This window comes from Rhodopseudomonas sp. NSM, assembly GCF_052445935.1.
Lineage (GTDB): Bacteria > Pseudomonadota > Alphaproteobacteria > Rhizobiales > Xanthobacteraceae > Rhodopseudomonas.
Genome location: NZ_JBQTCH010000009.1, coordinates 68,890 through 88,777, shown reverse-complemented (window position 1 = coordinate 88,777; position 19,888 = coordinate 68,890). Strand labels below are relative to the sequence as shown.

The 19,888-nt window shown below is 66.7% G+C and carries 16 protein-coding genes and 1 tRNA gene; 10 read left to right on the top strand and 7 right to left on the bottom strand.

Translation table 11 applies throughout. The features are described 5' to 3' along the window. Positions 1–40 precede the first annotated feature (40 nt). The 5 genes from ACTZWT_RS20880 to ACTZWT_RS20860 all read left to right on the top strand — a co-directional run bounded on the left by ACTZWT_RS20880 (position 41) and on the right by ACTZWT_RS20860 (position 4,989). Complete coding sequence (locus tag ACTZWT_RS20880; RefSeq protein WP_444771597.1) at positions 41–1,249, top strand: ABC transporter substrate-binding protein; 1,209 nt, start codon at positions 41–43, stop codon at positions 1,247–1,249. A 269-nt stretch (positions 1,250–1,518) separates the two neighbouring features. After that, entirely contained in the window at positions 1,519–2,391 is an 873-nt protein-coding gene (locus ACTZWT_RS20875) for a branched-chain amino acid ABC transporter permease (protein WP_444771596.1), read from the top strand. Between the two features lie 108 nt (positions 2,392–2,499). Continuing rightward, the gene (locus ACTZWT_RS20870; protein ID WP_444771595.1) at positions 2,500–3,531 is read left to right on the top strand and encodes a branched-chain amino acid ABC transporter permease; all 1,032 of its coding nucleotides are present in this window, start codon (positions 2,500–2,502) and stop codon (positions 3,529–3,531) included. Next, entirely contained in the window at positions 3,524–4,282 is a 759-nt protein-coding gene (locus tag ACTZWT_RS20865) for an ABC transporter ATP-binding protein (RefSeq protein WP_444771594.1), read from the top strand. Before ACTZWT_RS20870 ends, ACTZWT_RS20865 begins: the two co-directional genes overlap by 8 nt. Next, positions 4,279–4,989 carry an ABC transporter ATP-binding protein gene (locus ACTZWT_RS20860; RefSeq protein ID WP_444771593.1) on the top strand — a complete coding sequence of 237 codons (711 nt, stop codon included), beginning with the start codon at positions 4,279–4,281 and terminating at the stop codon, positions 4,987–4,989. Before ACTZWT_RS20865 ends, ACTZWT_RS20860 begins: the two co-directional genes overlap by 4 nt. 159 nt (positions 4,990–5,148) lie before the next feature. Here the strand turns inward: ACTZWT_RS20860 and ACTZWT_RS20855 are convergent, their stop codons facing one another. Further along, positions 5,149–6,084 (bottom strand): helix-turn-helix transcriptional regulator, encoded by a 936-nt coding sequence (locus ACTZWT_RS20855; protein ID WP_444771592.1) that lies wholly within the window; start codon positions 6,082–6,084, stop codon positions 5,149–5,151. Between the two features lie 135 nt (positions 6,085–6,219). Between ACTZWT_RS20855 and ACTZWT_RS20850 the strand changes: the two genes are divergently transcribed. From ACTZWT_RS20850 to boxB, 4 genes are all read left to right on the top strand, one after another. After that, positions 6,220–7,773: a benzoate-CoA ligase family protein gene (locus tag ACTZWT_RS20850; protein WP_444771591.1), complete on the top strand. Its 1,554-nt coding sequence runs from the start codon at positions 6,220–6,222 to the stop codon at positions 7,771–7,773. A gap of 193 nt (positions 7,774–7,966) precedes the next feature. Beyond that, entirely contained in the window at positions 7,967–8,788 is an 822-nt protein-coding gene (locus ACTZWT_RS20845; RefSeq protein ID WP_444771590.1) for an alpha/beta fold hydrolase, read from the top strand. A 103-nt stretch (positions 8,789–8,891) separates the two neighbouring features. Beyond that, positions 8,892–10,580, top strand: a complete 1,689-nt coding sequence (gene boxC / locus ACTZWT_RS20840; protein ID WP_444771589.1) for a 2,3-epoxybenzoyl-CoA dihydrolase — start codon at positions 8,892–8,894, stop codon at positions 10,578–10,580. A gap of 163 nt (positions 10,581–10,743) precedes the next feature. Next, the gene (boxB, locus tag ACTZWT_RS20835) at positions 10,744–12,195 is read left to right on the top strand and encodes a benzoyl-CoA 2,3-epoxidase subunit BoxB (RefSeq protein ID WP_444771588.1); all 1,452 of its coding nucleotides are present in this window, start codon (positions 10,744–10,746) and stop codon (positions 12,193–12,195) included. 171 nt (positions 12,196–12,366) lie between these two features. Here the strand turns inward: boxB and ACTZWT_RS20830 are convergent. Both ACTZWT_RS20830 and ACTZWT_RS20825 read right to left on the bottom strand, forming a co-directional pair. After that, a tRNA-Arg gene (locus ACTZWT_RS20830) sits at positions 12,367–12,443 on the bottom strand. Between the two features lie 259 nt (positions 12,444–12,702). Continuing rightward, on the bottom strand, positions 12,703–13,107 hold the full coding sequence (locus tag ACTZWT_RS20825; protein ID WP_444771587.1) for a YccF domain-containing protein: 405 nt from the start codon (positions 13,105–13,107) through the stop codon (positions 12,703–12,705). Positions 13,108–13,372: 265 nt separating this feature from the next. Between ACTZWT_RS20825 and ACTZWT_RS20820 the strand changes: the two genes are divergently transcribed. Further along, positions 13,373–13,774 (top strand): hypothetical protein, encoded by a 402-nt coding sequence (locus ACTZWT_RS20820; RefSeq protein ID WP_444771586.1) that lies wholly within the window; start codon positions 13,373–13,375, stop codon positions 13,772–13,774. 370 nt (positions 13,775–14,144) lie between these two features. Here ACTZWT_RS20820 and ACTZWT_RS20815 read toward each other — a convergent pair whose 3' ends face one another. The 4 genes from ACTZWT_RS20815 to ACTZWT_RS20800 form a co-directional block, all read right to left on the bottom strand. After that, a complete protein-coding gene (locus ACTZWT_RS20815) occupies positions 14,145–15,737 on the bottom strand; it encodes a gamma-glutamyltransferase family protein (protein WP_444771732.1) in 1,593 nt (530 codons plus the stop codon). A 124-nt stretch (positions 15,738–15,861) separates the two neighbouring features. Beyond that, on the bottom strand, positions 15,862–16,554 hold the full coding sequence (locus ACTZWT_RS20810) for a response regulator (protein ID WP_444771585.1): 693 nt from the start codon (positions 16,552–16,554) through the stop codon (positions 15,862–15,864). Next, positions 16,551–19,253, bottom strand: a complete 2,703-nt coding sequence (locus tag ACTZWT_RS20805) for a DUF4118 domain-containing protein (RefSeq protein WP_444771584.1) — start codon at positions 19,251–19,253, stop codon at positions 16,551–16,553. Before ACTZWT_RS20805 ends, ACTZWT_RS20810 begins: the two co-directional genes overlap by 4 nt. Beyond that, positions 19,253–19,873: a K(+)-transporting ATPase subunit C gene (locus ACTZWT_RS20800; RefSeq protein WP_444771583.1), complete on the bottom strand. Its 621-nt coding sequence runs from the start codon at positions 19,871–19,873 to the stop codon at positions 19,253–19,255. The genes ACTZWT_RS20805 and ACTZWT_RS20800 overlap by 1 nt, the downstream gene beginning before the upstream one ends. Positions 19,874–19,888 lie beyond the last annotated feature (15 nt).

The following is a 19,888-nucleotide window of genomic DNA, read 5'->3' as shown; positions in this document are numbered from 1 at the left end:
CACAACAATCACCGAACGGCACCATCAAGGGGAGAACGCCATGTCAATGATCCGTCGTTTGCCGCCGCTATCCCGCCGCGCGCTGCTGACCGGCGCCGCGGGCGCCGCCACTCTCGCGGTGGCGCCGCGTTTCGCCACGCCGGCGATCGCGCAGACCGCGCCGCTCAAGGTCGGGCTGATGCTGCCCTACACCGGGACATTCGCCAAGCTCGGCCAGTTCATCGACGAAGGCTTCCGGCTGCGCGTCGAGCAGATCGGAGGCAAACTCGGCGGGCGCGACGTGACCTTCGTGCAGGTCGACGACGAATCCAAGCCGGAGGCCGCGACCGACAACATGAACCGGCTGGTCGGCCGCGAGAAGGTCGACGTCGTGATCGGCACGGTGCATTCCGGCGTCGCGATGGCGATGGTCAAGGTCGCGCGCGACTCAGGCACGCTGCTGATCATCCCCAATGCCGGCGCCAACGATGCGACGGGGCCGGCCTGCGCGCCGAACATCTTCCGCACCTCGTTCTCGAACTGGCAGACCACCTTCCCGATGGGCAAGGTGATGGCCGATGCCGGCATCAAGAACGTCGTCACCATCACCTGGAAATACACCGCCGGCGCCGAAATGGTCGGCGCCTTCGCGGAGAACTTCACCAAGAACGGCGGCAAGATCGTCGAGGACCTGACGCTGCCGTTCCCGCAGGTCGAATTCCAGGCGCTGATCACGAGGATCGCGCAGCTCAAGCCCGACGCGGTGTTCAGCTTCTTCGCCGGCGGCGGCGCGGTGAAATTCGTCAAGGACTACGCGGCCGCCGGCCTCAACAAGACGATCCCGCTGTACGGCGCGGGCTTCCTCACCGACGGCACCATCGAGGCGCAGGGCGAGGCGGCCGCCGGCATCAAGACGACGCTGCACTACGCCGACAATCTGGACAATCCCGCCAACGTCGCGTTCCTGAAAGCGTTCAAGGCCAGGACCCAGAAGGACGGCGACATCTACGCGGTGCAGGGTTTCGACGCCGCGGCGTTGCTGGATATCGGCCTGACCGCGGTGATGGGCGATCCGGCGATGCGCGATCCGATGATCAAGGCGATGGCCGCCGCCAAGATCGACAGCCCGCGCGGGCCGCTGTCGTTCAACAAGGCGCACAACCCGATCCAGAACATCTATCTGCGCGAGGTGAAGAACGGCCGCAACGAGATGGTCTCGATCGCGCAGGCCAATGTCGACGACCCGGCGCGCGGCTGCAAGATGACGTGACACCAAGTGCAGCGTCATGCGCGGGCTCGACCCGCGCATCCATCTTCTTCGGAAGATGGATTGCCGGGTCGAGCCCGGCAATGACGGGGGCACGGGAGAGGGGTGTGAGCGGCGAAGCAACTAACAAGCACCGTCATTCCGGGGCGCGCGAAGCGCGAACCCGGAATTCATACTCCCTGACGGTGGTTATGGATTCCGGGTTCGCGAGCTGCGCTCGCGCCCCGGAATGACGAACGCGAGCGGAGTAATCATGCGGATAGGCCGTTGATATGGACCTGATCACCTTCGGCGTTCAGCTCTTGAATGCCGTGCAATACGGCATGGTGCTGTTTCTGGTCGCCAGCGGCCTGACGCTGGTGTTCGGCATTCTCGGCGTGATCAACCTCGCGCACGGCGCGTTCTACATGCTGGGCGCCTATCTGGCGTACTGGATCGCGCTGATCACCGGCAATTTCCTGATCGCGCTGATAGGCGGCGTCGCGATCGCCTTCGTGCTCGGGCTGGCGCTGGAGAGCGTGTTCATCCGCTGGCTGTATGGTCGCGATCATCTGGCGCAGGTGCTGCTGTCGTTCGGGCTGATCCTGGTGATCGACGAGGTCCGGCAACTCCTGTTCGGCAAGGACGTGCATTCGGTGGCGCCGCCGGACTGGCTGTCCGGCTCGCTGCAGCTCACCGACAATCTGTCCTATCCGGTGTATCGCCTCGCAATATGCGTGTTCTGCCTCGCGGTGGCGGCGCTGATCTTCGTCGTCATCACCCGCACGAGGATCGGCATGATCGTCCGCGCCGGCGCCGAGAACCGCGAGATGACGCGCGTGCTCGGGATCGACTACGACAAGGTCAACCGCCTCGTCTTCGCCACCGGCATCGCGCTGGCCGCCTTGGGCGGCATCGTCACTGCGCCGATCTCGACGGTGTATCCCGGCATGGGCGACGGCATGCTGATCCTGTCCTTCGTGGTCGTCGTGCTCGGCGGCATCGGCTCGGTGGCGGGGGCGGCGATCGGCGCGCTGCTGATCGGCCTCACCGATACGTTCGGCAAGGTGTTCTTTCCGAGCGTCTCCGGCATGCTGATCTATCTGCTGATGGCGATCGTGCTGCTGTGGCGGCCGAACGGCATTCTCGGCCGGCGGGAGGCGTGAGATGAAGCGTCTCTCCGCCCCCGCCGTCATGCCCGGGCTCGTCCCGGGCATCCACGAATCGACGCCTGCTTCGACGCAAGAACGTGGATGGCCGGGACGAGCCCGGCCATGACGAACGAAAGGACGAGCCTGATCCGATCAAGCGCACTGCCGGCGATCTGTCTGATCGCCGCGCTCGCGCTGCCCTTCGTCGTGCCGGTGTACTACGTGCAGTTCGCCAGCAAGGCGCTGATCCTCGGCGTGCTGGCGATGGCGCTCAATCTGGTGGTCGGGCAAAGCGGGCTGGTGTCGCTGTGCCATGCCGCATTCTTCGGCCTGGCCGGCTATGTGCTGGCGCTGCTGTCGCCGAAATACGACGCCGCATCGCTGCTGCTGACGTGGCCTGCCGCGGTGCTGGCGGCGAGTGTCGCCGCGCTGGTGATCGGGGCGTTGGCGCTGCGCACCCGCGGCGTGTACTTCATCATGGTCACGCTCGCTTTCGGCGAAATGCTGTTCTACCTGTTTCACGACGCCGATTTCGCCGGCGGCTCCGATGGCGCCTTCATCAACGTCAAGCCCGAACTGGTCATCGCGGGCGCGCGTCTGCTCGATCTCGACAAGCCGCTGACGTTCTACTTTCTCGTGCTCGGCGTCACCGTGGCGGTGATCGCGCTATTGGTAACGGTGGTGCGCTCGCCGTTCGGCCATGCACTGGCGGCGGCGCGCGACAACGAGCGCCGCGCCCGCGCGCTCGGCTTCCCGATCTTCCGCATCCGGCTGATCGCCTTCGTGCTGTCCGGTGCGCTCAGTGGCGTCGCCGGCTATTTCGCCGCGGTGCAGTTCGGCTTCGTCGCGCCGCAAATGCTCGGCTGGCACCAATCCGCAACCGTGCTGGTGATGGTGTTGATCGGCGGCCTCAGCACGGTCACCGGACCGCTGATCGGCGCGCTGGTGCTGCTCGGGCTCGAGGAAGTGCTGAAAGCGACGTTCGAGCAGTGGAAGCTGATCGAGGGCGCGATCATCATTGCGATCGTGCTGCTGCTGCCGAACGGCGTTCGGCAGCTCTGGCCGATGGTTTTCGGCGAGGCCGAACCGAAGCAGGTGCACGCCAAGCAAGTGGCGCCGGCCCCGGTTCCAGCCCCGGAGGCCGGGCATGGCTGAACTCGCGTTGCGCGCCGAGCGGCTCGGCAAGCGGTTCGGCGGCGTCCGCGCTGTGGCCGATGTCTCGATCGCCATCAGGCGCGGCGAAATCCACGCGGTGATCGGCCCGAACGGCGCCGGCAAATCGACGCTGATCAATCTGTTGTCGGGCGAACTCTCCGCCAGCACCGGTACGGTCAGGCTCGGCGACGCTGATATCACCGCGCTGGCGCCTGACAAGCGCGCCCGCGCCGGCATCGGCCGCGCGTTCCAGAAGACCACGATCTTCCCGCGCTTCTCCGTGCACGAGAACGTCCGCCTCGCCGCGCAAGCGCGCTCGCGCGCGCCGCTGCGGATGTTCGGCGGCGCCTCCGCCGATCCCGAGGTGCAGCGCCGCACCACCGAGGCAATTACCAAGGCCGGCCTCGCCGGGCGCGAAAGCATCATCGCCAATGTACTCAGTCACGGCGAACAGCGTCAGCTCGAGATCGCGATGGTGCTGGCGACGGGTCCGTCGATCGTCCTGCTCGACGAACCGCTCGCCGGCATGGGGCAGGCCGAGGCGCGCAGCATCATCGCGCTGATCGCCTCGCTGCGCGCGGAGCATGCGGTGCTGATCGTCGAGCACGACATGGATGCGGTATTCGAGCTCGCCGACAGGCTGACGGTGATGCAGGACGGTCGGGTGATTGCCTCAGGTTTGCCGCAAGACGTACGGCGGCATCCGGCCGTGCGTGCGGCGTATTTGGGTACCCACGGAGATGCCGTATGACCGCGCTGCTGCAGGCCGAGCGGCTCGAGGCTTACTACGGCGTCAGCCAGATCCTGCACGGCATCGATCTGACGGTGGCGCGCGGCGAACAGATCGCGCTGATCGGCCGCAACGGCATGGGCAAGACCACATTGCTGCGTGCGCTGATGGGCCTGGTGCCGGCGTGCCGCGGCCAGCGCCGGCTGCACGGCGATGATATCGCCGGCGTCCCGCCGGACGCGATCGCGCGGCGCGGCGTCGCTCTGGTGCCGGAAGGCCGCGGCGTGTTCGGCGCGCTGTCGGTCGTCGAAAATCTCGTGATGGCCGCGCGTCCCGGCACGGACGGTCGCGCCACCTGGACGCTGCCGCGAATCTTCGAGTTGTTTCCGCGGCTCGCGGAGCGTCGCGGCCACGGCGGCCATCAGCTCTCCGGCGGCGAGCAGCAGATGCTGACGATCGGCCGCGCGCTGATGACCAATCCGGATCTGCTGCTGATCGACGAAGCCACCGAAGGCCTCGCGCCGATGGTCGCGCAGCAAATCTGGCGCACCCTCGGCGTGATCCGCGGCGAAGGCGTCGCCACCATCGTCGTCGACAAGGACTTCCGCAGCCTGTCGGCGATCGCCGACCGCATGGTGATGCTGGCGAAGGGCGTCGTGGTGTTCGACGGCGCACCGGCAAAGCTGGCTGCACAGCCGGAACTGCTGGAGCGGCATCTCGGGGTTTAGTTGCACACCCTCTCCCCACCCCGCCGTCATCCTGAGGCGCCGCCGCGCAGCGGCGGCCTCGAAGGATGAGCCTCAATCGCAGTGCTGGCCGCCGCATCCTTCGAGGCTCGCCCGTGCGGGCGAGCACCTCAGGATGACGGCGCTGCTACTTGTAGCGTCTTACACCGCCTCGTTCTTCAATCCGAACGCACACGCATCCCGGCACAGCACCGGCGACACCATCGCGGTCAGCTTCGCGGCCGCCGCCTCGACGCTTAGTCCGGCGGTGTCGAGCACGCCGGCGGCGCGCGCATACAAAGGTTCGCGGCTCTGCAGAATGGTGCGGAGCTCCTGCATCGCGGCGCGGTCGTCGGCCATCGGCCGCAGATCGCCCTGGCCGCGCACCCGCGCCATATGTTCTTCGGGCTCGGCCTTCAGCCAGATGGTGTAGAACGACGACAGGATCTGGTCGAAGGTGATCGCCTCGGAAACGATGCCGCCGCCGGTCGCCAGCACCATCAGCTCCTTGCGGGCCAGCAATTGCGCCAACGCCGCCTGCTCCATGCGGCGGAAGCCTTCCTGTCCGTACAGCGCGATGATCTCGGCCACTGACAGGCCGGTCTGCTGCTCGATCTCCTTGTTCAGCTCGACGAAGGCCCAGCCGATCTTGTCGGCAAGAATCTTGCCCAGCGTCGATTTGCCGGCGCCGCGCAGGCCGATCAAAGCGATGCCATGAAACACAAGTTCGCGCCGCGCGCCGGCACCGAGCCGGCCCATGCCGGACAGCACGTCCTTGGCGTGTGCGATCTGCACTGGCGTGGCGCGGCGGACCAGATCGCGGATCACCGGCCAGTCGATCGAGGGGTCGCCGCTCGGCAGCAGATCCTCCAGCGGCGTGGCAAGCGCGTCCGACACCCGCCGCAGCAGCATGATCGAAACGTTGCCCTTGCCGCTTTCGAGCTGGGCGATATAGCGCTCGGAGATTCCAGAAACTCTGGCGAGCACTTTGCGCGACATCCCGCGCAGCCCGCGCAAGGTGCGGACGCGCTGCCCGAGCTCCAGCAGGAAGCTGGCGTCGGATTCGGCGGACTGGGTCATGTCTGAAAGCGCGCTCATGAGAAGTTGAGCGGAATCATAGTGCCGGGAAGGATTGACAGCAACCCGGCACAGTGGCTTCCTATGCATTATAATTCTAACGAACTATAATTCTAAATAGCGGGAGGACGCCATGGCCATTGGCGCTGCGGGACAATGCACGGCGTGACCGGGGCAGGGTCGTACAACGCGGTGAGCTGGCTGCTCGACCGCAACGTCGCCGAGGGCCGCGGCGACAAGCTCGCCTATACGGACACCGTCTCCGAGCTAAGCTATCGCGCGCTGCAGGCGCAGACCTGCCGCGCCGCCAACCTGCTGCGCCGCCTCGGCCTGCGTCGCGAGGAGCGGGTGGCGATGATCATGCTCGACACGATCGATTTCCCGATCGTGTTTCTCGGCGCGATCCGTGCCGGCGTGGTGCCGGTGCCGCTGAACACGCTGCTGACCGCCGAGCAATACGCCTATGTGCTGGCGGATTGCCGCGCGCGCGTGCTGTTCGTCTCCGAAGCGCTTTACCCTGTGCTGAAGGACATTCTGTCCGGACTGCCGGACCTCACACATGTCGTGGTCGCGGGCGCCGATGCGCATGGCCATCTGAAACTTGCCGACGAGTTGGCGCAGGAAAGCGACGCCTGCGAGACCGCCGCGACCCATGCGGAGGAGCCGGCGTTCTGGCTGTATTCCTCGGGCTCGACCGGGATGCCGAAGGGCGTCCGACACCTGCACGCCAATCTCGCCGCCACCGCCGAGACCTACGCCAGGCAGGTGCTCGGCATCCGCGAGGACGACGTGGTGCTGTCGGCGGCGAAACTGTTCTTCGCCTACGGGCTCGGCAATTCGCTGACGTTCCCGCTGTCGGTCGGCGCCACCACGGTGCTGAATGCCGAGCGGCCGACGCCGGCCGTCGTGTTCAAGCTGATGCAGCGCTGCAATCCGACGATCTTCTGCGGCGTGCCGACGCTGTTCGCCGCGATGCTCAACGATCCGGCGCTGAAGAGCGAGACCGCGGGCAGCCGGCTGCGGATCTGCACCTCGGCCGGCGAGGCGTTGCCGGAATCGGTGGGGCTCGCCTGGAAGGCGCGGTTCGGCGCCGACATTCTCGACGGCGTCGGCTCCACCGAACTCTTGCACATCTTCCTGTCCAATGCGCCCGGCGACATCAAATACGGCACCTCGGGTAAGCCCGTCCCGGGCTACAAGGTGCGGCTGGTCAACGAGGCCGGCACCGAGGTCGCCGACGGCGAGGTCGGCGAATTGCTGGTCGACGCGCCCTCCGCCGGCGAAGGCTACTGGAATCAGCGCAGCAAGAGCCGCGCGACCTTCGAGGGCAACTGGACCCGCACCGGCGACAAGTACATCCGCGATGCGGAGGGCCGCTACACCTTCTGCGGCCGCGCCGACGACATGTTCAAGGTGTCGGGCATCTGGGTCTCGCCGTTCGAGGTGGAGAGCGCGCTGATCACGCATCCCGCCGTGCTTGAAGCCGCCGTCGTGCCGGACGCGGATTTCGACGGCCTCTTGAAGCCGCGCGCTTATGTCGTGTTGCGCGAAGGTGCGACGCACGACGGTCTGTTCGAGCAGCTCAAGGAGCACGTCAAGCAGAAGGTCGGGCCGTGGAAATATCCGCGCTGGATCGAGGTGGTGGAGACGCTGCCAAAGACAGCGACGGGCAAGATCCAGCGCTTCAAGCTGCGCGAGGGTGGACAGTGATCCGGCGAACTGCGCGCAGCCTTAGCTCCAAGCTCCGCCGTCATCCTGAGGCGCCGTCGCGAAGCGACGGCCTCGAAGGATGGGCGACGAGTCGCGTGCGGCCGCATCCTTCGAGGCTCGCCGAAGGCGGCGAGCACCTCAGGATGACGACTCTGGGGACGTGGGACGTAATTTGGTTGGGAAAGCGTTCGTCATGACTTCGCTCGCGCCTTCCGGCCATCTCACCATCGGCGAGCACCAACTCGAATATCGCATGATCGGCCCGTCGCCCGCCGAGGGGCCGACGCTGGTGCTGCTGCATGAGGGCCTCGGCTGCGTCGGGTTGTGGGGCGACTTTCCGGACAGGCTCGCGGCCGCGACCGGCGCCGACGTGTTTGTCTATTCGCGCGCCGGCTATGGCGGCTCCAGTCCGGTGCAACTGCCGCGGCCGGTCGACTACATGCATCGCGAAGCGCTCGATGTGCTGCCGCGTGTGCTCGACGCCATCGGCTTCCGCCGCGGGTTGCTGATCGGCCATTCCGACGGCGCCTCGATCGCGGCGATCTATGCCGGCGGCGTGCCGGATCATCGCGTCCGCGGCGTGTCGCTGATCGCGCCGCATTTCATCGTCGAAGACACTTCGGTGCAATCGATCGCCGAGATCAAGACCGCCTACGAGACCACCGAGCTGCGCACTAAACTGGCGAAGTGGCACAAGGACGTCGACAACGCATTCTACGGCTGGAACGACGCCTGGCTCGATCCCGCGTTCCGCGCCTGGGATATCTCCGACCACCTCGCTTACATCCGCGTGCCGATGCAGATCGTGCAGGGCGCCGACGACCAGTACGGCACCTTGAAGCAGATCGAGATCGCCGAAGCCGAGTGCTATTGCCCGGTCGAAGCCCTGGTCATCCCCGGCGCCGGCCACTCGCCGCATCGCGAGGCGGCGGAGGCGACGCTTCGCGCCGTGGCCGAGTTTGCCGACCGCATCCTCAACGGCCATGGCGAAGCCGCGCACGGCCAGGCCGCCTGACGCGGCAACCTGCAACAAAATGCATGTTCTCTACGGTTGACGCTGGACGTGCGCGCTATCGTGCATTATAATGCATCTTAACCAAGTCTAGGGAGGGACCCGCATGGCCGGGGAGGACCGCGTACTCGCGAACGGGGCGAGCCGGATCGACTTTCAGACCGATCCGACCCGCTATCGGCACTGGAAGCTCACGGTCGAGGGCGACGTCGCAACGCTGACGATGGATGTCGACGAGAACGGCGGCCTGTTCGAAGGCTATCAGCTCAAGCTGAATTCTTATGATCTCGGTGTCGATATCGAGCTCGCCGACGCGATGCAGCGGCTGCGCTTCGAGCATCCGCAGGTGAAAGTGATCCTGCTGCGCTCCGGCAAGAACCGGGTGTTCTGCGCCGGTGCCAACATCCGGATGCTGGCCGGCGCCACCCACGCGCATAAAGTCAATTTCTGCAAATTCACCAACGAGACCCGCAACGGCTTCGAGGATTCCTCCGAGCATTCCGGCCAGCGCAGCATCGCGGTGATCAACGGCACCGCGGCCGGCGGCGGCTATGAACTGGCGCTTGCGGCCGATCACATCATCCTCGCCGATGACGGCTCGGCCTCGGTGGCGCTGCCGGAAGTGCCGCTGCTGGCGGTGCTGCCCGGCACCGGCGGGCTGACGCGCGTGGTCGACAAGCGCAAGGTGCGCCGCGACCGCGCGGATTTCTTCTGCACCATCGAGGAAGGCATCAAGGGCAAGCGCGCGGTGCAGTGGCGCCTCGTCGACGAGATCGCGCCGAACAGCAAGCTCGAGGCCAGGGTCGCCGAGCGCGTGCAGCAGTTCGCGTCGTCATCGTCGCGCAACGGCAGCGGCAAGGGCATTTCCCTGACGCCGCTCGCGCGCAGCTTCGACGAGGCCGGACTGCGCTATCAGTTCGTCAACGTCGATCTCGACCGCGACGCGCGCATCGCCACGATCTCGATCACGGGGCCCGACGCAGCTCCGCCCGCCGATATCGACGGCCTGATCGCGCAAGGCGCGTCGAACTGGTCGCTGCAGGTGGCGCGTGAACTCGACGACGCCATCCTGCATCTGCGGATCAACGAACTCGGCATCGCCATGCTGGTGTTCAAGTCGCATGGCGACAGCGCTTCGGTGCTGGCGCACGACGCCTTCCTCGAGGCCAACAAAGCGCACTGGCTGGTCAACGAGATCCGGCATTACTGGAAGCGCGTCCTGAAGCGGATCGACGTCACCTCGCGCACGCTGGTGACGCTGGTCGAGCCGGGCTCGTGCTTCGCCGGTACGCTGGCCGAACTCGTATTCGCCGCCGACCGCTCCTACATGCTGATCGGCACCCGCGAGGGTGATAATCGCCCGGCGCCGATGCTGACGCTAAGCGCGATGAATTTCGGCCCCTATCCGATGAGCCACGGCCTGACGCGACTGCAGTCGCGCTTCCAGGCCGACCCTGACGAGCTTGTTCAGGCGCAGGCGAAGATCGGCGAGCCGCTCGATGCGGAGGCGGCCGACGAACTCGGCCTCGTCACCTTCGCGCTCGACGACATCGACTGGGACGACGAGGTTCGCGTGTTTCTCGAGGAGCGCGCCAGCTTCTCGCCCGACAGCCTCACCGGCATGGAAGCCAATCTGCGCTTCGTCGGCCCCGAGACGATGGAATCGAAAATCTTCTCGCGCCTCACCGCGTGGCAGAACTGGATTTTCCAGCGCCCCAACGCGGTCGGCGAAGACGGCGCGCTGCGCCGCTACGGCACCGGCCAGAAGGCGCAGTTCGACATGACGCGGGTGTGATTCACGCACGAAGCGTCATCCTGAGGTGCGCGCCGCCGTCGGCGCGCCTCGAAGGATGCGAGACGAAGCGAAGTGCGTGGTCATCCTTCGAGGCGCGCAAGAGCGCGCACCTCAGGATGACGGTGAATTCAGAAACGATACGAGACCCAACCGGGAGCCGCCCATGAATATGAACATCATGAACGTCGACTACTCGACCAAGATTCCGAATAACGTCGATCTCGCCTCCGACCGCCAGGTGCTCAAGGCGCTGGAGGGCTGGCATCCGGGCTATATCGACTGGTGGAACGACATGGGGCCGGAAGGCTTCCAGCAGTCGCTGGTGTATCTGCGCACGGCCTATTCGGTCGATCCGCGCGGCTGGGCGAAGTTCGACTACGTCAAGATGCCGGACTATCGCTGGGGCGTGCTGCTGGCGCCGCAGGAGGAGAACCGCAAGATCCCGTTCGGCGAGCACTACGGCGAGCCGGCCTGGCAGGAAGTTCCCGGCGAGTATCGCGCGATGCTGCGCCGGCTGATCGTGATTCAGGGTGACACCGAGCCGGCCTCGGTCGAGCAGCAGCGCCATCTCGGCAAGACCGCGCCGTCGCTGTACGACATGCGCAACCTGTTTCAGGTCAATGTCGAGGAAGGCCGCCATCTGTGGGCGATGGTGTATCTGCTGCAGAAATATTTCGGCCGCGACGGCCGCGAGGAGGCCGACGATCTCCTGCGCCGGCGCTCGGGGGACGCGGACTCGCCGCGGATGCTCGGCGCCTTCAACGAGGCGACGCCGGACTGGCTGTCGTTCTTCATGTTCACCTACTTCACCGACCGTGACGGCAAGATGCAGCTGCACTCGCTGGCGCAGTCGGGCTTCGATCCGTTGTCGCGCACCTGCCGCTTCATGCTGACCGAGGAAGCGCACCACATGTTCGTCGGCGAGACCGGCATCACCCGCATCATCCAGCGCACCTGCGACGCGATGCGGCAAGCCGGCATCTCCGACCCGACCGACATCGCCAAGGTGCGTGCGCTCGGCGTCATCGATCTGCCGACGATCCAGAAGAAGCTCAACCTGCACTACACGCTGTCGCTCGACCTGTTCGGCTCGGAGGTTTCGACCAACGCCGCCAACGCCTTCAATTTCGGCATCAAGGGGCGCTATCACGAGACCCAGATCGACGACGATCATCAGCTCAAGAGCGCGACCTATCCGGTGCTGAAATTCGTCGACGGCGAGATCAAGCGCGTCGACGAGCCGGCGCTGACCGCGCTCAACATGCGGCTGCGCGACGATTACTCGCAGGATTGCGTCAAGGGCTTGCTGCGCTGGAACAAGGTGATCACGACGGCGGGCTATGACTATCAGCTCGCGCTGCCGCACGTCGCCTTCCACCGCGCCATCGGCGAGTTCAAGGACGTTCACGCGACGCCCGAAGGTGTCCTGATCGACGGCTCGACCTGGGCCAAGCGCAAGGACGACTGGCTGCCGTCGACCCACGACGGCGATTTCATCGCCAGCCTGATGCAGCCGGTGAGCGACCCCGGCGCCTATGCGCCGTGGATCTCCGCGCCCAAGGTCGGCATCGACAACAAGCCGGGCGATTTCGAATATGTGAAGATCGAGACCTGAGTTCGCGACCTCCCGGCTGCGCCGAAAGCAAGCCGGGCCGCCCGCCGGAGGGCCTGCCGGCCCGGCCGTGCGGTGACGCGTCGCCTCGGCATGAAGGAAGCAGCGGGCGCTCCCCGCTTCAGCGCCGGATCCCGCCATTCACACTCTTGGGGAAGTGGCGCACGGGGAAACTGGCGCACCCGACACGATTCGAACGTGTGACCTTTGCCTTCGGAGGGCAACGCTCTATCCAGCTGAGCTACGGGTGCTTCGCCTGATCCTGTAGCCGATCGGGGGCGGGACGGCAACGGCCGAGAAAAAGCGCCGATGTCTCAATGACCAATAGTCCGGGCAGTGGCGTCAGGCGTCCGAATCGCGTCGGCGCCGGAGGTCAGCCCTCCGTTGAAGGCCGGACGCCGCGATCTGGTCGCCCGGACTTGGCGACCAGCCTCGGCCGCTCCGGTGCGGTCACCCGAACTTGCGCCGGGTGCGCCATTCGACCTCGCGGCCTATCCGGGCCTGGATCAACTACGCCGGAACGATTTCCTTGCCGATCGGCCAGAGCGCGATCCCGGCGAGCTTGACGTGCGCCCAGGCGAACGGAATGCCGATGATCGTCACCGCGAGCAGGACCGCCGTGATCAGGTGCCCGAGCGCGAGCCACCAGCCGGCAAAAACCAGCCAGATGATATTGCCGAGCAGCCCCAGCGGACCGGTGCCGACGTCCTCGCGGCCGGTGACGGTTTCGCGCGGCACGGCCATCTGACCGAACGGAAACAGCGTGTAGGCGGCGATGCTGAAGGAAGCCCGCGCCCATGGCAGCCCGATGATCGTGATCGCCATGATGATCGCCGCGATCGCCCAGCCGGCCGCCATCCAGAAGCCGCCGAGCGCGATCCAGAGAATGTTCAGGAGCAGAGAGACCGGCGACATGCGAAGCATCCTTCTTGCAGGGACGATCCAGCGGGTGTCGCTGAATCGCCGACGAGCACTCCATGTTGTCGCGACGAATGGGAACCATCGCAAGTGTTTCCGCGTCGACCATCGACAATCAGGCACGCTTCACAGAGCGCATCAAGTCGTCGTCAGCGGGCCGCGATGCGCAGCCGGGCGCAACGCAAATTCGCCACCGTCGCGGCGAAATGCGGTCAAAGCCGTCGGCCAGTGTGCGCGCAAACAACGACGAAGGAACCCGCGCTTGCCCTACACCGTCACGGCGACCCGACAAGATGAAAAAATGCAAAGCGTGCGTAACAGTTCGCTGATCGCGCTCGCCAAGGCCCGGGTCTGGGAGAGCGAAGGCTGGCGTGTCATGATCGCGGATCCGGACGGCCGTGAGCACGACATTGCGCAGCTCGAGGAGCTCACCGCATTCAAGCCGGAGAAATTAACGGCGCTGTCCGCGATCCTGCCTGCTGAAGTTCTGCCTGCTGAAGTTTCGGCTGCGGGAGCAAATCCGGTTGAATTCGAGTCGGACGACAGCCCGAGGCTGCAAGCCGAGGAAATTCATGGCCCGTGGCCCGTCGAAGCACACGGTCCCCGGTTGTCGCCGCGTCAGGATACGGCGTCCTGGCAGGCGGGGGGACTGGTGTCTTCGTAGCTGAGAACGTGGTCGCAGTTCCTGCAGCGAAACACCAGTATGCGCCGTCGATGCTGCAGGTTCGGCAGACATCCGATCTGGGACATCGCTTCCGAGCAGTTCGGGCAGGCGGGTACGCCGTCGCGGTTCATGTCGGACATCTTGGTTATCAGCAAGCTGCGGCCGAACGCACGGTCGACCGAGTAGTTGAATTGCGAGTAGCTGAATTACGAGTAGTTGAAGCGCGAGTAGTTGAGTAGCAGTGCGATGTGAAGGATTTGCGATCCCCCTGAATGCAACTATACCGCAAGAAATCCGTCCATTTCATGTCGGTCTGGCCGTCCTGGTAGTTTCAACAGGTCGGCGCTGTGTGCCGTGACGCGCAATCGCGCTAGGCTTCGGCGACCGCATCTCCCCAGGGCTGTGCGATCTCGATAGCGCCGCTGTTCGTGGTACCTTCGCGTAGCACGACGCTCGGGCATGCGAATTTCATCGGGAAGGTCTGCACCCGCGCATCCTCGTAGTCGAAGCGCTGCGCCAGCGCCGCGCGCGTCGGGTCCGGCAGGCGAACGTCGCCGATCACGATCGCGCCCTCGCTGGCGTCGATCCGCGGCTGATGGATCGCGGCGTCGAGATCCATGCCATAGTCGATCACGAACGACAGCATCTGCGCCACCGCCGGCAGAATGCGCCGTCCGCCCGACGCGCCGAGCGCGAGCCTGCGGCCGTCGGCGGCCTGCGCCAGCACCGGCGTGTAGTTGGTGAGGCAGCGCTTGCCCGGCGCCAGCGAATTCGGCCGGCCCGGTTCGGGATCGAACCACATCACGCCGTTATTCATCATGATGCCGCTGCTCGGCAGTTCGAATTTCGAGCCGAAGGTCGACAGCAGGGTCTGCGTCACCGCCGCCATGTTGCCGTGGCGATCGACCACCGAGAAATGCGTGGTGCAGGCCGGCGCCAGATGTTCGGCGCCAAGCGCGCGGCGGCCGTCGGCGTCGCCCATGTCGCGCAGCCGCTCGGCATAGGCCGATTGCAGCGCCAGCGCATAGGCGGCGTAGGCCTCCGCATCCGGGGCGCCGCCGTGGGCGTTCAGAGTCTGCTGCAACAGACGTAGCGTGTGCGCCAGCGTCGGGCCGGCGGTGAGTTCGGGCGTCGCATACACGGTGCCGCCGCGATACGGGATCTGCAGCGGCTGGCGCAGATGCGCGCGGAACGCCGCGAGGTCGTCGACGGTCAGCGAGCCGCCATTGCTCTTCATGTCGGCGGCGATGCTGCGCGCCAGTTCACCTTCATAAAAATCGCGCGGACCCAGGGCTGCGAGCTGCGCCATCGTTGCCTGCAGCCGGTGCTGCGGCATGCGCACCTGCGCCTTGATGCCCCACGGCGCATGCGGCGGCAGGCCGTCGATCAGATAGGAGGCCGCACTCGACTCGTAGCGGCGCAGATCCGCGGCGACGCTGCCGATCATCAGCGTCGTCCACCAGTCGATCGCGAGGCCTTCGCCGGCGAGCGCGATGCCGGGTTGTAGCAGATCCTTCCACGGCAGTTTGGCGTGGCGGCGGTGCGCTTCCTCCATGCCGGCGACGACGCCGGGCACCGCGACCGAGCCGGGTCCGTGCAGATTGCGATCGTCCTTCACCCGCGGCCACGGAAACAGGTCGGAGGCGGCGCCCGCGCCGGTCAGCGGATAGTCCTCGGTGCGCAGGCTGCCGGGCGCGCACATGCCGTAGTCGATGACTTCGTATTTGTCGTCCGCGGCGCGATACAGCACCATCGCGCCGCCGCCGCCGATCCCGCTCATCCACGGCTCCAGCACACCCAGCGCAAACGTAGTGGCGATTACCGCGTCGACGCAGTCGCCGCCGGCCGCCAGAACCTCCGCGCCGACCTCCGCCGCCTGGCGCGACTGCGCGGCGACGATGCCGCCCTTGGACACGATCGCGGGCTTGCGGAATTGCTGCAGGTTGCTGAACTGGTCGGCCATGGCGGGGTTTTTGCTCTCGTTGATGTCGCTGGCGGTCGCGCGGGCGCGCGGCGGACCGGCATCAAACACAGCAAACCGCGCCCCGGCAATCCTCGCGCGGGGAGACCTGCCTTGCGCAGGCGCCTCAGCCGCCCTCGCCGATGCGATAGCCGATGCCGGGCTCGGTCAGGATGATCTGCGGGGCGTCGGCGCGCTGCTCGATCTTCTGCCGGAGCTGGCCGATATAGACGCGCAGATATTGCGTGTCCGAGGTGTGCGCCGGTCCCCACACCGCGGCCAGAATCTGCCGATGGGTGACGACGCGCCCGGCGTGCCGCACCATGAAGGCCAGCAGTTCGAATTCCTTCGGCGTCAGCTTGATCTCGGCGCCGTCGCGGGTGACGCGCCGGCGTACCGCGTCGATCTCGATGCCGCCGACCGACAGTGCCGCGGGCTCGGCGTTGCGCTGCATCCGGTGGCGCAATGCGGCGCGCATCCGCGCCATCAGCTCGCCGGTGTTGAACGGCTTGTTGACGTAGTCGTCGGCGCCGAGATCGAGCGAATCGATCTTCTCGGCCTCGCGCTCGCGCGCCGACAGCACGATGATCGGCAGGTCCGACCAGGCACGGACCTGCCGGATCACGTCCTTGCCGTCGCCGTCGGCGAGGCCGAGATCGAGCAGCACGATGTCGGGCGCATCGGCTGCGATCCGCTTGATCGCCTCGGTGACAGTCGCGGCATGCGCGACCTCGTAGCTGTTGGCTTCCAGCGCCGGCTTGAGAAAGCGCAGGATCGCCGGTTCGTCGTCGACCACCAGTACGCGCGATCTGAGGCTCATGGCGCGTTCGTCTCCAGGGCCGTTTCTGTTCTGAATGTCAGTACGAAGCGCGCGCCGTGGCCGTCCGCGACCGGGCTGAGCGCGGCGACCTCGCCGCCATGGGCTTCCATGATGCCCTTCGTGATCGCCAGCCCAAGGCCGACGCCTTGGCTGCGATCGGAGGACGGCGCCGCGTCACTCGCGCTGCGCACGAAGCGTTCGAAGATATGCGGCAGGTCGGTCGCGGCAATTCCGCGCCCATCGTCGGTGACGCGCAGCCGCACTGCGGACTCGTCCGCGATCGCGTCGATCACGATCGCCGAAGCCGGCGGCGTGTGCGTCACCGCGTTGGCGACGATGTTGCCGAGCGCCTGTTCGACCAGCGCCGCGTCGGCTTTCACCAGCGGAACGTCGGCCGGCCATTCGAGCGTGATGCGCTGGGCGGCGCCGCGGCGTCGTGCCGCTTCGATCACGCGAGCAGCGATCTCGCGGAGATCGACCCAGTCGCGGCGCAGTTCGAGCGCGCCGGATTCGATCCGGGTGATCGACAGCAGGTTGCGCACCATCTCGTCGAGGCCCTCGGCCTCCTCGCGAATATTGGCGAGCAGGTCGCGGGTCGCGTCGGCGTCGAGCTTGTCGCCATAGGTTGACAGGCTGGTCGCGGAGCCGAGGATCGACGATAGAGGGGTGCGGAAATCGTGCGAGATCGAGGCGAGCAGGGTATTGCGGACGCGCTCGGTTTCGGTCGCGGTGCGCGCGCTCACCATGTCGCGGGTTAATGCGGCGCGCTCCAGCGCCGCGGCGGTCTGCTCCGTGAGCGTATCGAGCAACGCCTGGGCCTCGGAATCGAGCGCTGAACCGCCCTGCTGCCGCATCACGCCGATCACCCCGTAGGTGGTGTTGCCGGTGCGCACCGGCAGGAAACGCCACGGCACGATCGGCAGCGTGCCGGTCTCGAAGCCGGCCGGTTCGTTGTGGCTGAAGGCCCAGCGCGCCGCCATCATCGCCGCCTCGTCGAGCGCATCCTCCGGCGGCCAGGCCGCGGCCAGCGCCAGATCGTCCTCGCCCGGCAATAGTACCATCACCGGGCGGCCGAGGCTGGCGTGGATCTCGCTCGCCGCGCCCTCGGCGATGTCGTCGCGCGTCGCCAGCCCGGACAGCCTTCGCGTGAACTCGTACAGCCGGCGCATCGCGCGGACGCGGCCGGCGGAGATCCGTGCCTGCTCGCGCAACCGTCCGGCGAGCGTCGCGGCGACGATCGCCACCACCAGATACATCAGCAGCGCCAGCAGCTCGTAGGGTTCGGCAATGGTGAAGGTGTAGAGCGGGGCAATGAAGAAGAAATTGTAGGTGAGGAACGACAATACCGAAGCGAAGATCGCTGGTCCCACGCCGGACTTCACCGCGCTGAACAGCACCGCCATCAGGAACACCACCGACAGGCTCGCCGTCGGGATCGCCTGTGCGAACGCCCTGCCGACCGCCAACGCGCCGGCGACCGCGACTGCTGCGTAGAGGAAATGCGCCGGCTGCGACGCATCCAGCCGCGACGCCAGCGAGCGGGTGTCGCGCCGGGCGGCTTCTCCCTGCACCGGCACCAGATGGATGCCGATGTCGGTCGAGCGTTGCATCAATTGCTGCGGCAGCGACCGGGCGAGCCATTGCCGGAGCGCGCCGCCGCGGGCGCGGCCGATCACGATCTGGGTGACGTTCTCGAACCGCGCGAAGCGCAGCAGCTCGTCGGGGATGTCGTTGCCGGTCAGTGTGTGGATCTCGGCGCCGAGACTTTCGGCGAGCTTCAGCGCCTCGTCGATCTGCTTGCGGGCGGCGCTGTCTGGATTGACGCCCGAACGCTCGACCGTCACCGCGATCCATGGTGCGTCCATCAGATCTGCGAGCCGCTTGGCGGTGCGCACCACGCCCGGCGATCCGGTGTCGGGGCCGACGCAGGCAAGGATGCGTTCGCCGGCGGCCCACGGTCCTTCGATCGCATGCGCCTGCATCCGCTCGACCAGCGCGGCGTCGACCCGCTCGGCGGCGCGGCGCATCGCCAGCTCGCGCAACGCGGTGAGGTTCTGCGGCTTGAAGAAGCTCTCGACCGCGCGCGCCGCGGTGTCCTGGACATAGACCTTGCCCTGCGCGAGGCGCTTGAGCAGTTCGTCCGGCGGCAGGTCGACCAGCACGATCTCGTCGGCGCGGTCGAACGCCTTGTCGGGCACCGTCTCGCGCACGCGGATCTTGCTGATCTTCAGCACCACGTCGTTGAGGCTCTCGAGGTGCTGGATGTTCAGCGTGGTCCAGACGTCGATGCCGGCGGCGAGCAGTTCGTCGATGTCCTGCCAGCGCTTCGGGTGGCGGCTGCCGGGCACGTTGGTGTGGGCGTATTCGTCGACCAGCAGCAGGCTTGGCTTGCGCGCCAGCGCGCCGTCGAGGTCGAATTCGCGCATCACCCGGTTGCGGTATACGATCGGCGCCCGCGGCAGCACGTCGAGCCCCTGCAGCAATTGCTCGGTTTCGAGCCGGCCGTGAGTCTCGATCAGGCCTGCCACTACGTCGCGGCCGCCGCTCTGCTCGCTGCGCGCGGCAGACAGCATCGCATAGGTCTTGCCGACGCCGGGTGCGGCGCCGACGAAGATCTTCAGCCGGCCGCGCCCTTCCTTGCCGGCGAGGGCCAGCAGGGCGTCGGGCGAGGCGCGTGCGGTGACGGTCGAGGTCGACATCAGGAGCCCGGCTGGTTCTGTCCCTGCATCTTATCGAGGGCCAGGTTTAATTTCAGTACGTTGACGCGGGGCTCGCCGAGCAGGCCGAGGTCGCGGCCGGCGACCTGGCTCTCGACCAGGGCGCGCACCCTGGCTTCGGGCAGATTGCGGGCTTTGGCGACACTCGGGGCCTGGAACAGCGCCGCCTCCGGCGAGAGGTCGGGATCGAGGCCGCTGCCGGACGTCGTGACCAGATCGACCGGGACGGCCGCGCCCGGATTGTCCTGCTTCAGCGCGGCGACGTCGGCGGCGAGCCGGTCCGCCAGCGCCTTGCTGGTCGGGCCGAGATTGGAGCCCATCGAGTTGGCGGCGTTGTAGGGGGCGGGCACCGACTTGGTCGGATCCTGCGGATCCGGCCCGGTGGTCGCCGACGGGCGGCCGTGGAAGTACTTCGGCTCGGTGAACGACTGGCCGATCAGCGCCGAGCCGATCACCTGGTTGTTCTGCGTGATCAGGCTGCCATTGGCCTCGGTCGGGAAGGCGACCTGTGCGATGCCGGTCATTGCCAGCGGATAGATCAGGCCGGTGAGGCAGGCGAGCGCTGCGAAGGAGACGATCGCGGGACGGATTTCTTTCAACATGGCGTCACCTTTCAG

Coding starts and splice junctions, on each gene's coding strand:
- ACTZWT_RS20880 (WP_444771597.1), top strand. CDS start 41: ATGTCAATGATCCGTCGTTTGCCGCCGCTATCCCGCCGCGCGCTGCTG.
- ACTZWT_RS20875 (WP_444771596.1), top strand. CDS start 1,519: ATGGACCTGATCACCTTCGGCGTTCAGCTCTTGAATGCCGTGCAATAC.
- ACTZWT_RS20870 (WP_444771595.1), top strand. CDS start 2,500: ATGACGAACGAAAGGACGAGCCTGATCCGATCAAGCGCACTGCCGGCG.
- ACTZWT_RS20865 (WP_444771594.1), top strand. CDS start 3,524: ATGGCTGAACTCGCGTTGCGCGCCGAGCGGCTCGGCAAGCGGTTCGGC.
- ACTZWT_RS20860 (WP_444771593.1), top strand. CDS start 4,279: ATGACCGCGCTGCTGCAGGCCGAGCGGCTCGAGGCTTACTACGGCGTC.
- ACTZWT_RS20855 (WP_444771592.1), bottom strand. CDS start 6,084: ATGAGCGCGCTTTCAGACATGACCCAGTCCGCCGAATCCGACGCCAGC.
- ACTZWT_RS20850 (WP_444771591.1), top strand. CDS start 6,220: ATGCACGGCGTGACCGGGGCAGGGTCGTACAACGCGGTGAGCTGGCTG.
- ACTZWT_RS20845 (WP_444771590.1), top strand. CDS start 7,967: ATGACTTCGCTCGCGCCTTCCGGCCATCTCACCATCGGCGAGCACCAA.
- boxC (WP_444771589.1), top strand. CDS start 8,892: ATGGCCGGGGAGGACCGCGTACTCGCGAACGGGGCGAGCCGGATCGAC.
- boxB (WP_444771588.1), top strand. CDS start 10,744: ATGAATATGAACATCATGAACGTCGACTACTCGACCAAGATTCCGAAT.
- ACTZWT_RS20825 (WP_444771587.1), bottom strand. CDS start 13,107: ATGTCGCCGGTCTCTCTGCTCCTGAACATTCTCTGGATCGCGCTCGGC.
- ACTZWT_RS20815 (WP_444771732.1), bottom strand. CDS start 15,737: ATGGCCGACCAGTTCAGCAACCTGCAGCAATTCCGCAAGCCCGCGATC.
- ACTZWT_RS20810 (WP_444771585.1), bottom strand. CDS start 16,554: ATGAGCCTCAGATCGCGCGTACTGGTGGTCGACGACGAACCGGCGATC.
- ACTZWT_RS20805 (WP_444771584.1), bottom strand. CDS start 19,253: ATGTCGACCTCGACCGTCACCGCACGCGCCTCGCCCGACGCCCTGCTG.
- ACTZWT_RS20800 (WP_444771583.1), bottom strand. CDS start 19,873: ATGTTGAAAGAAATCCGTCCCGCGATCGTCTCCTTCGCAGCGCTCGCC.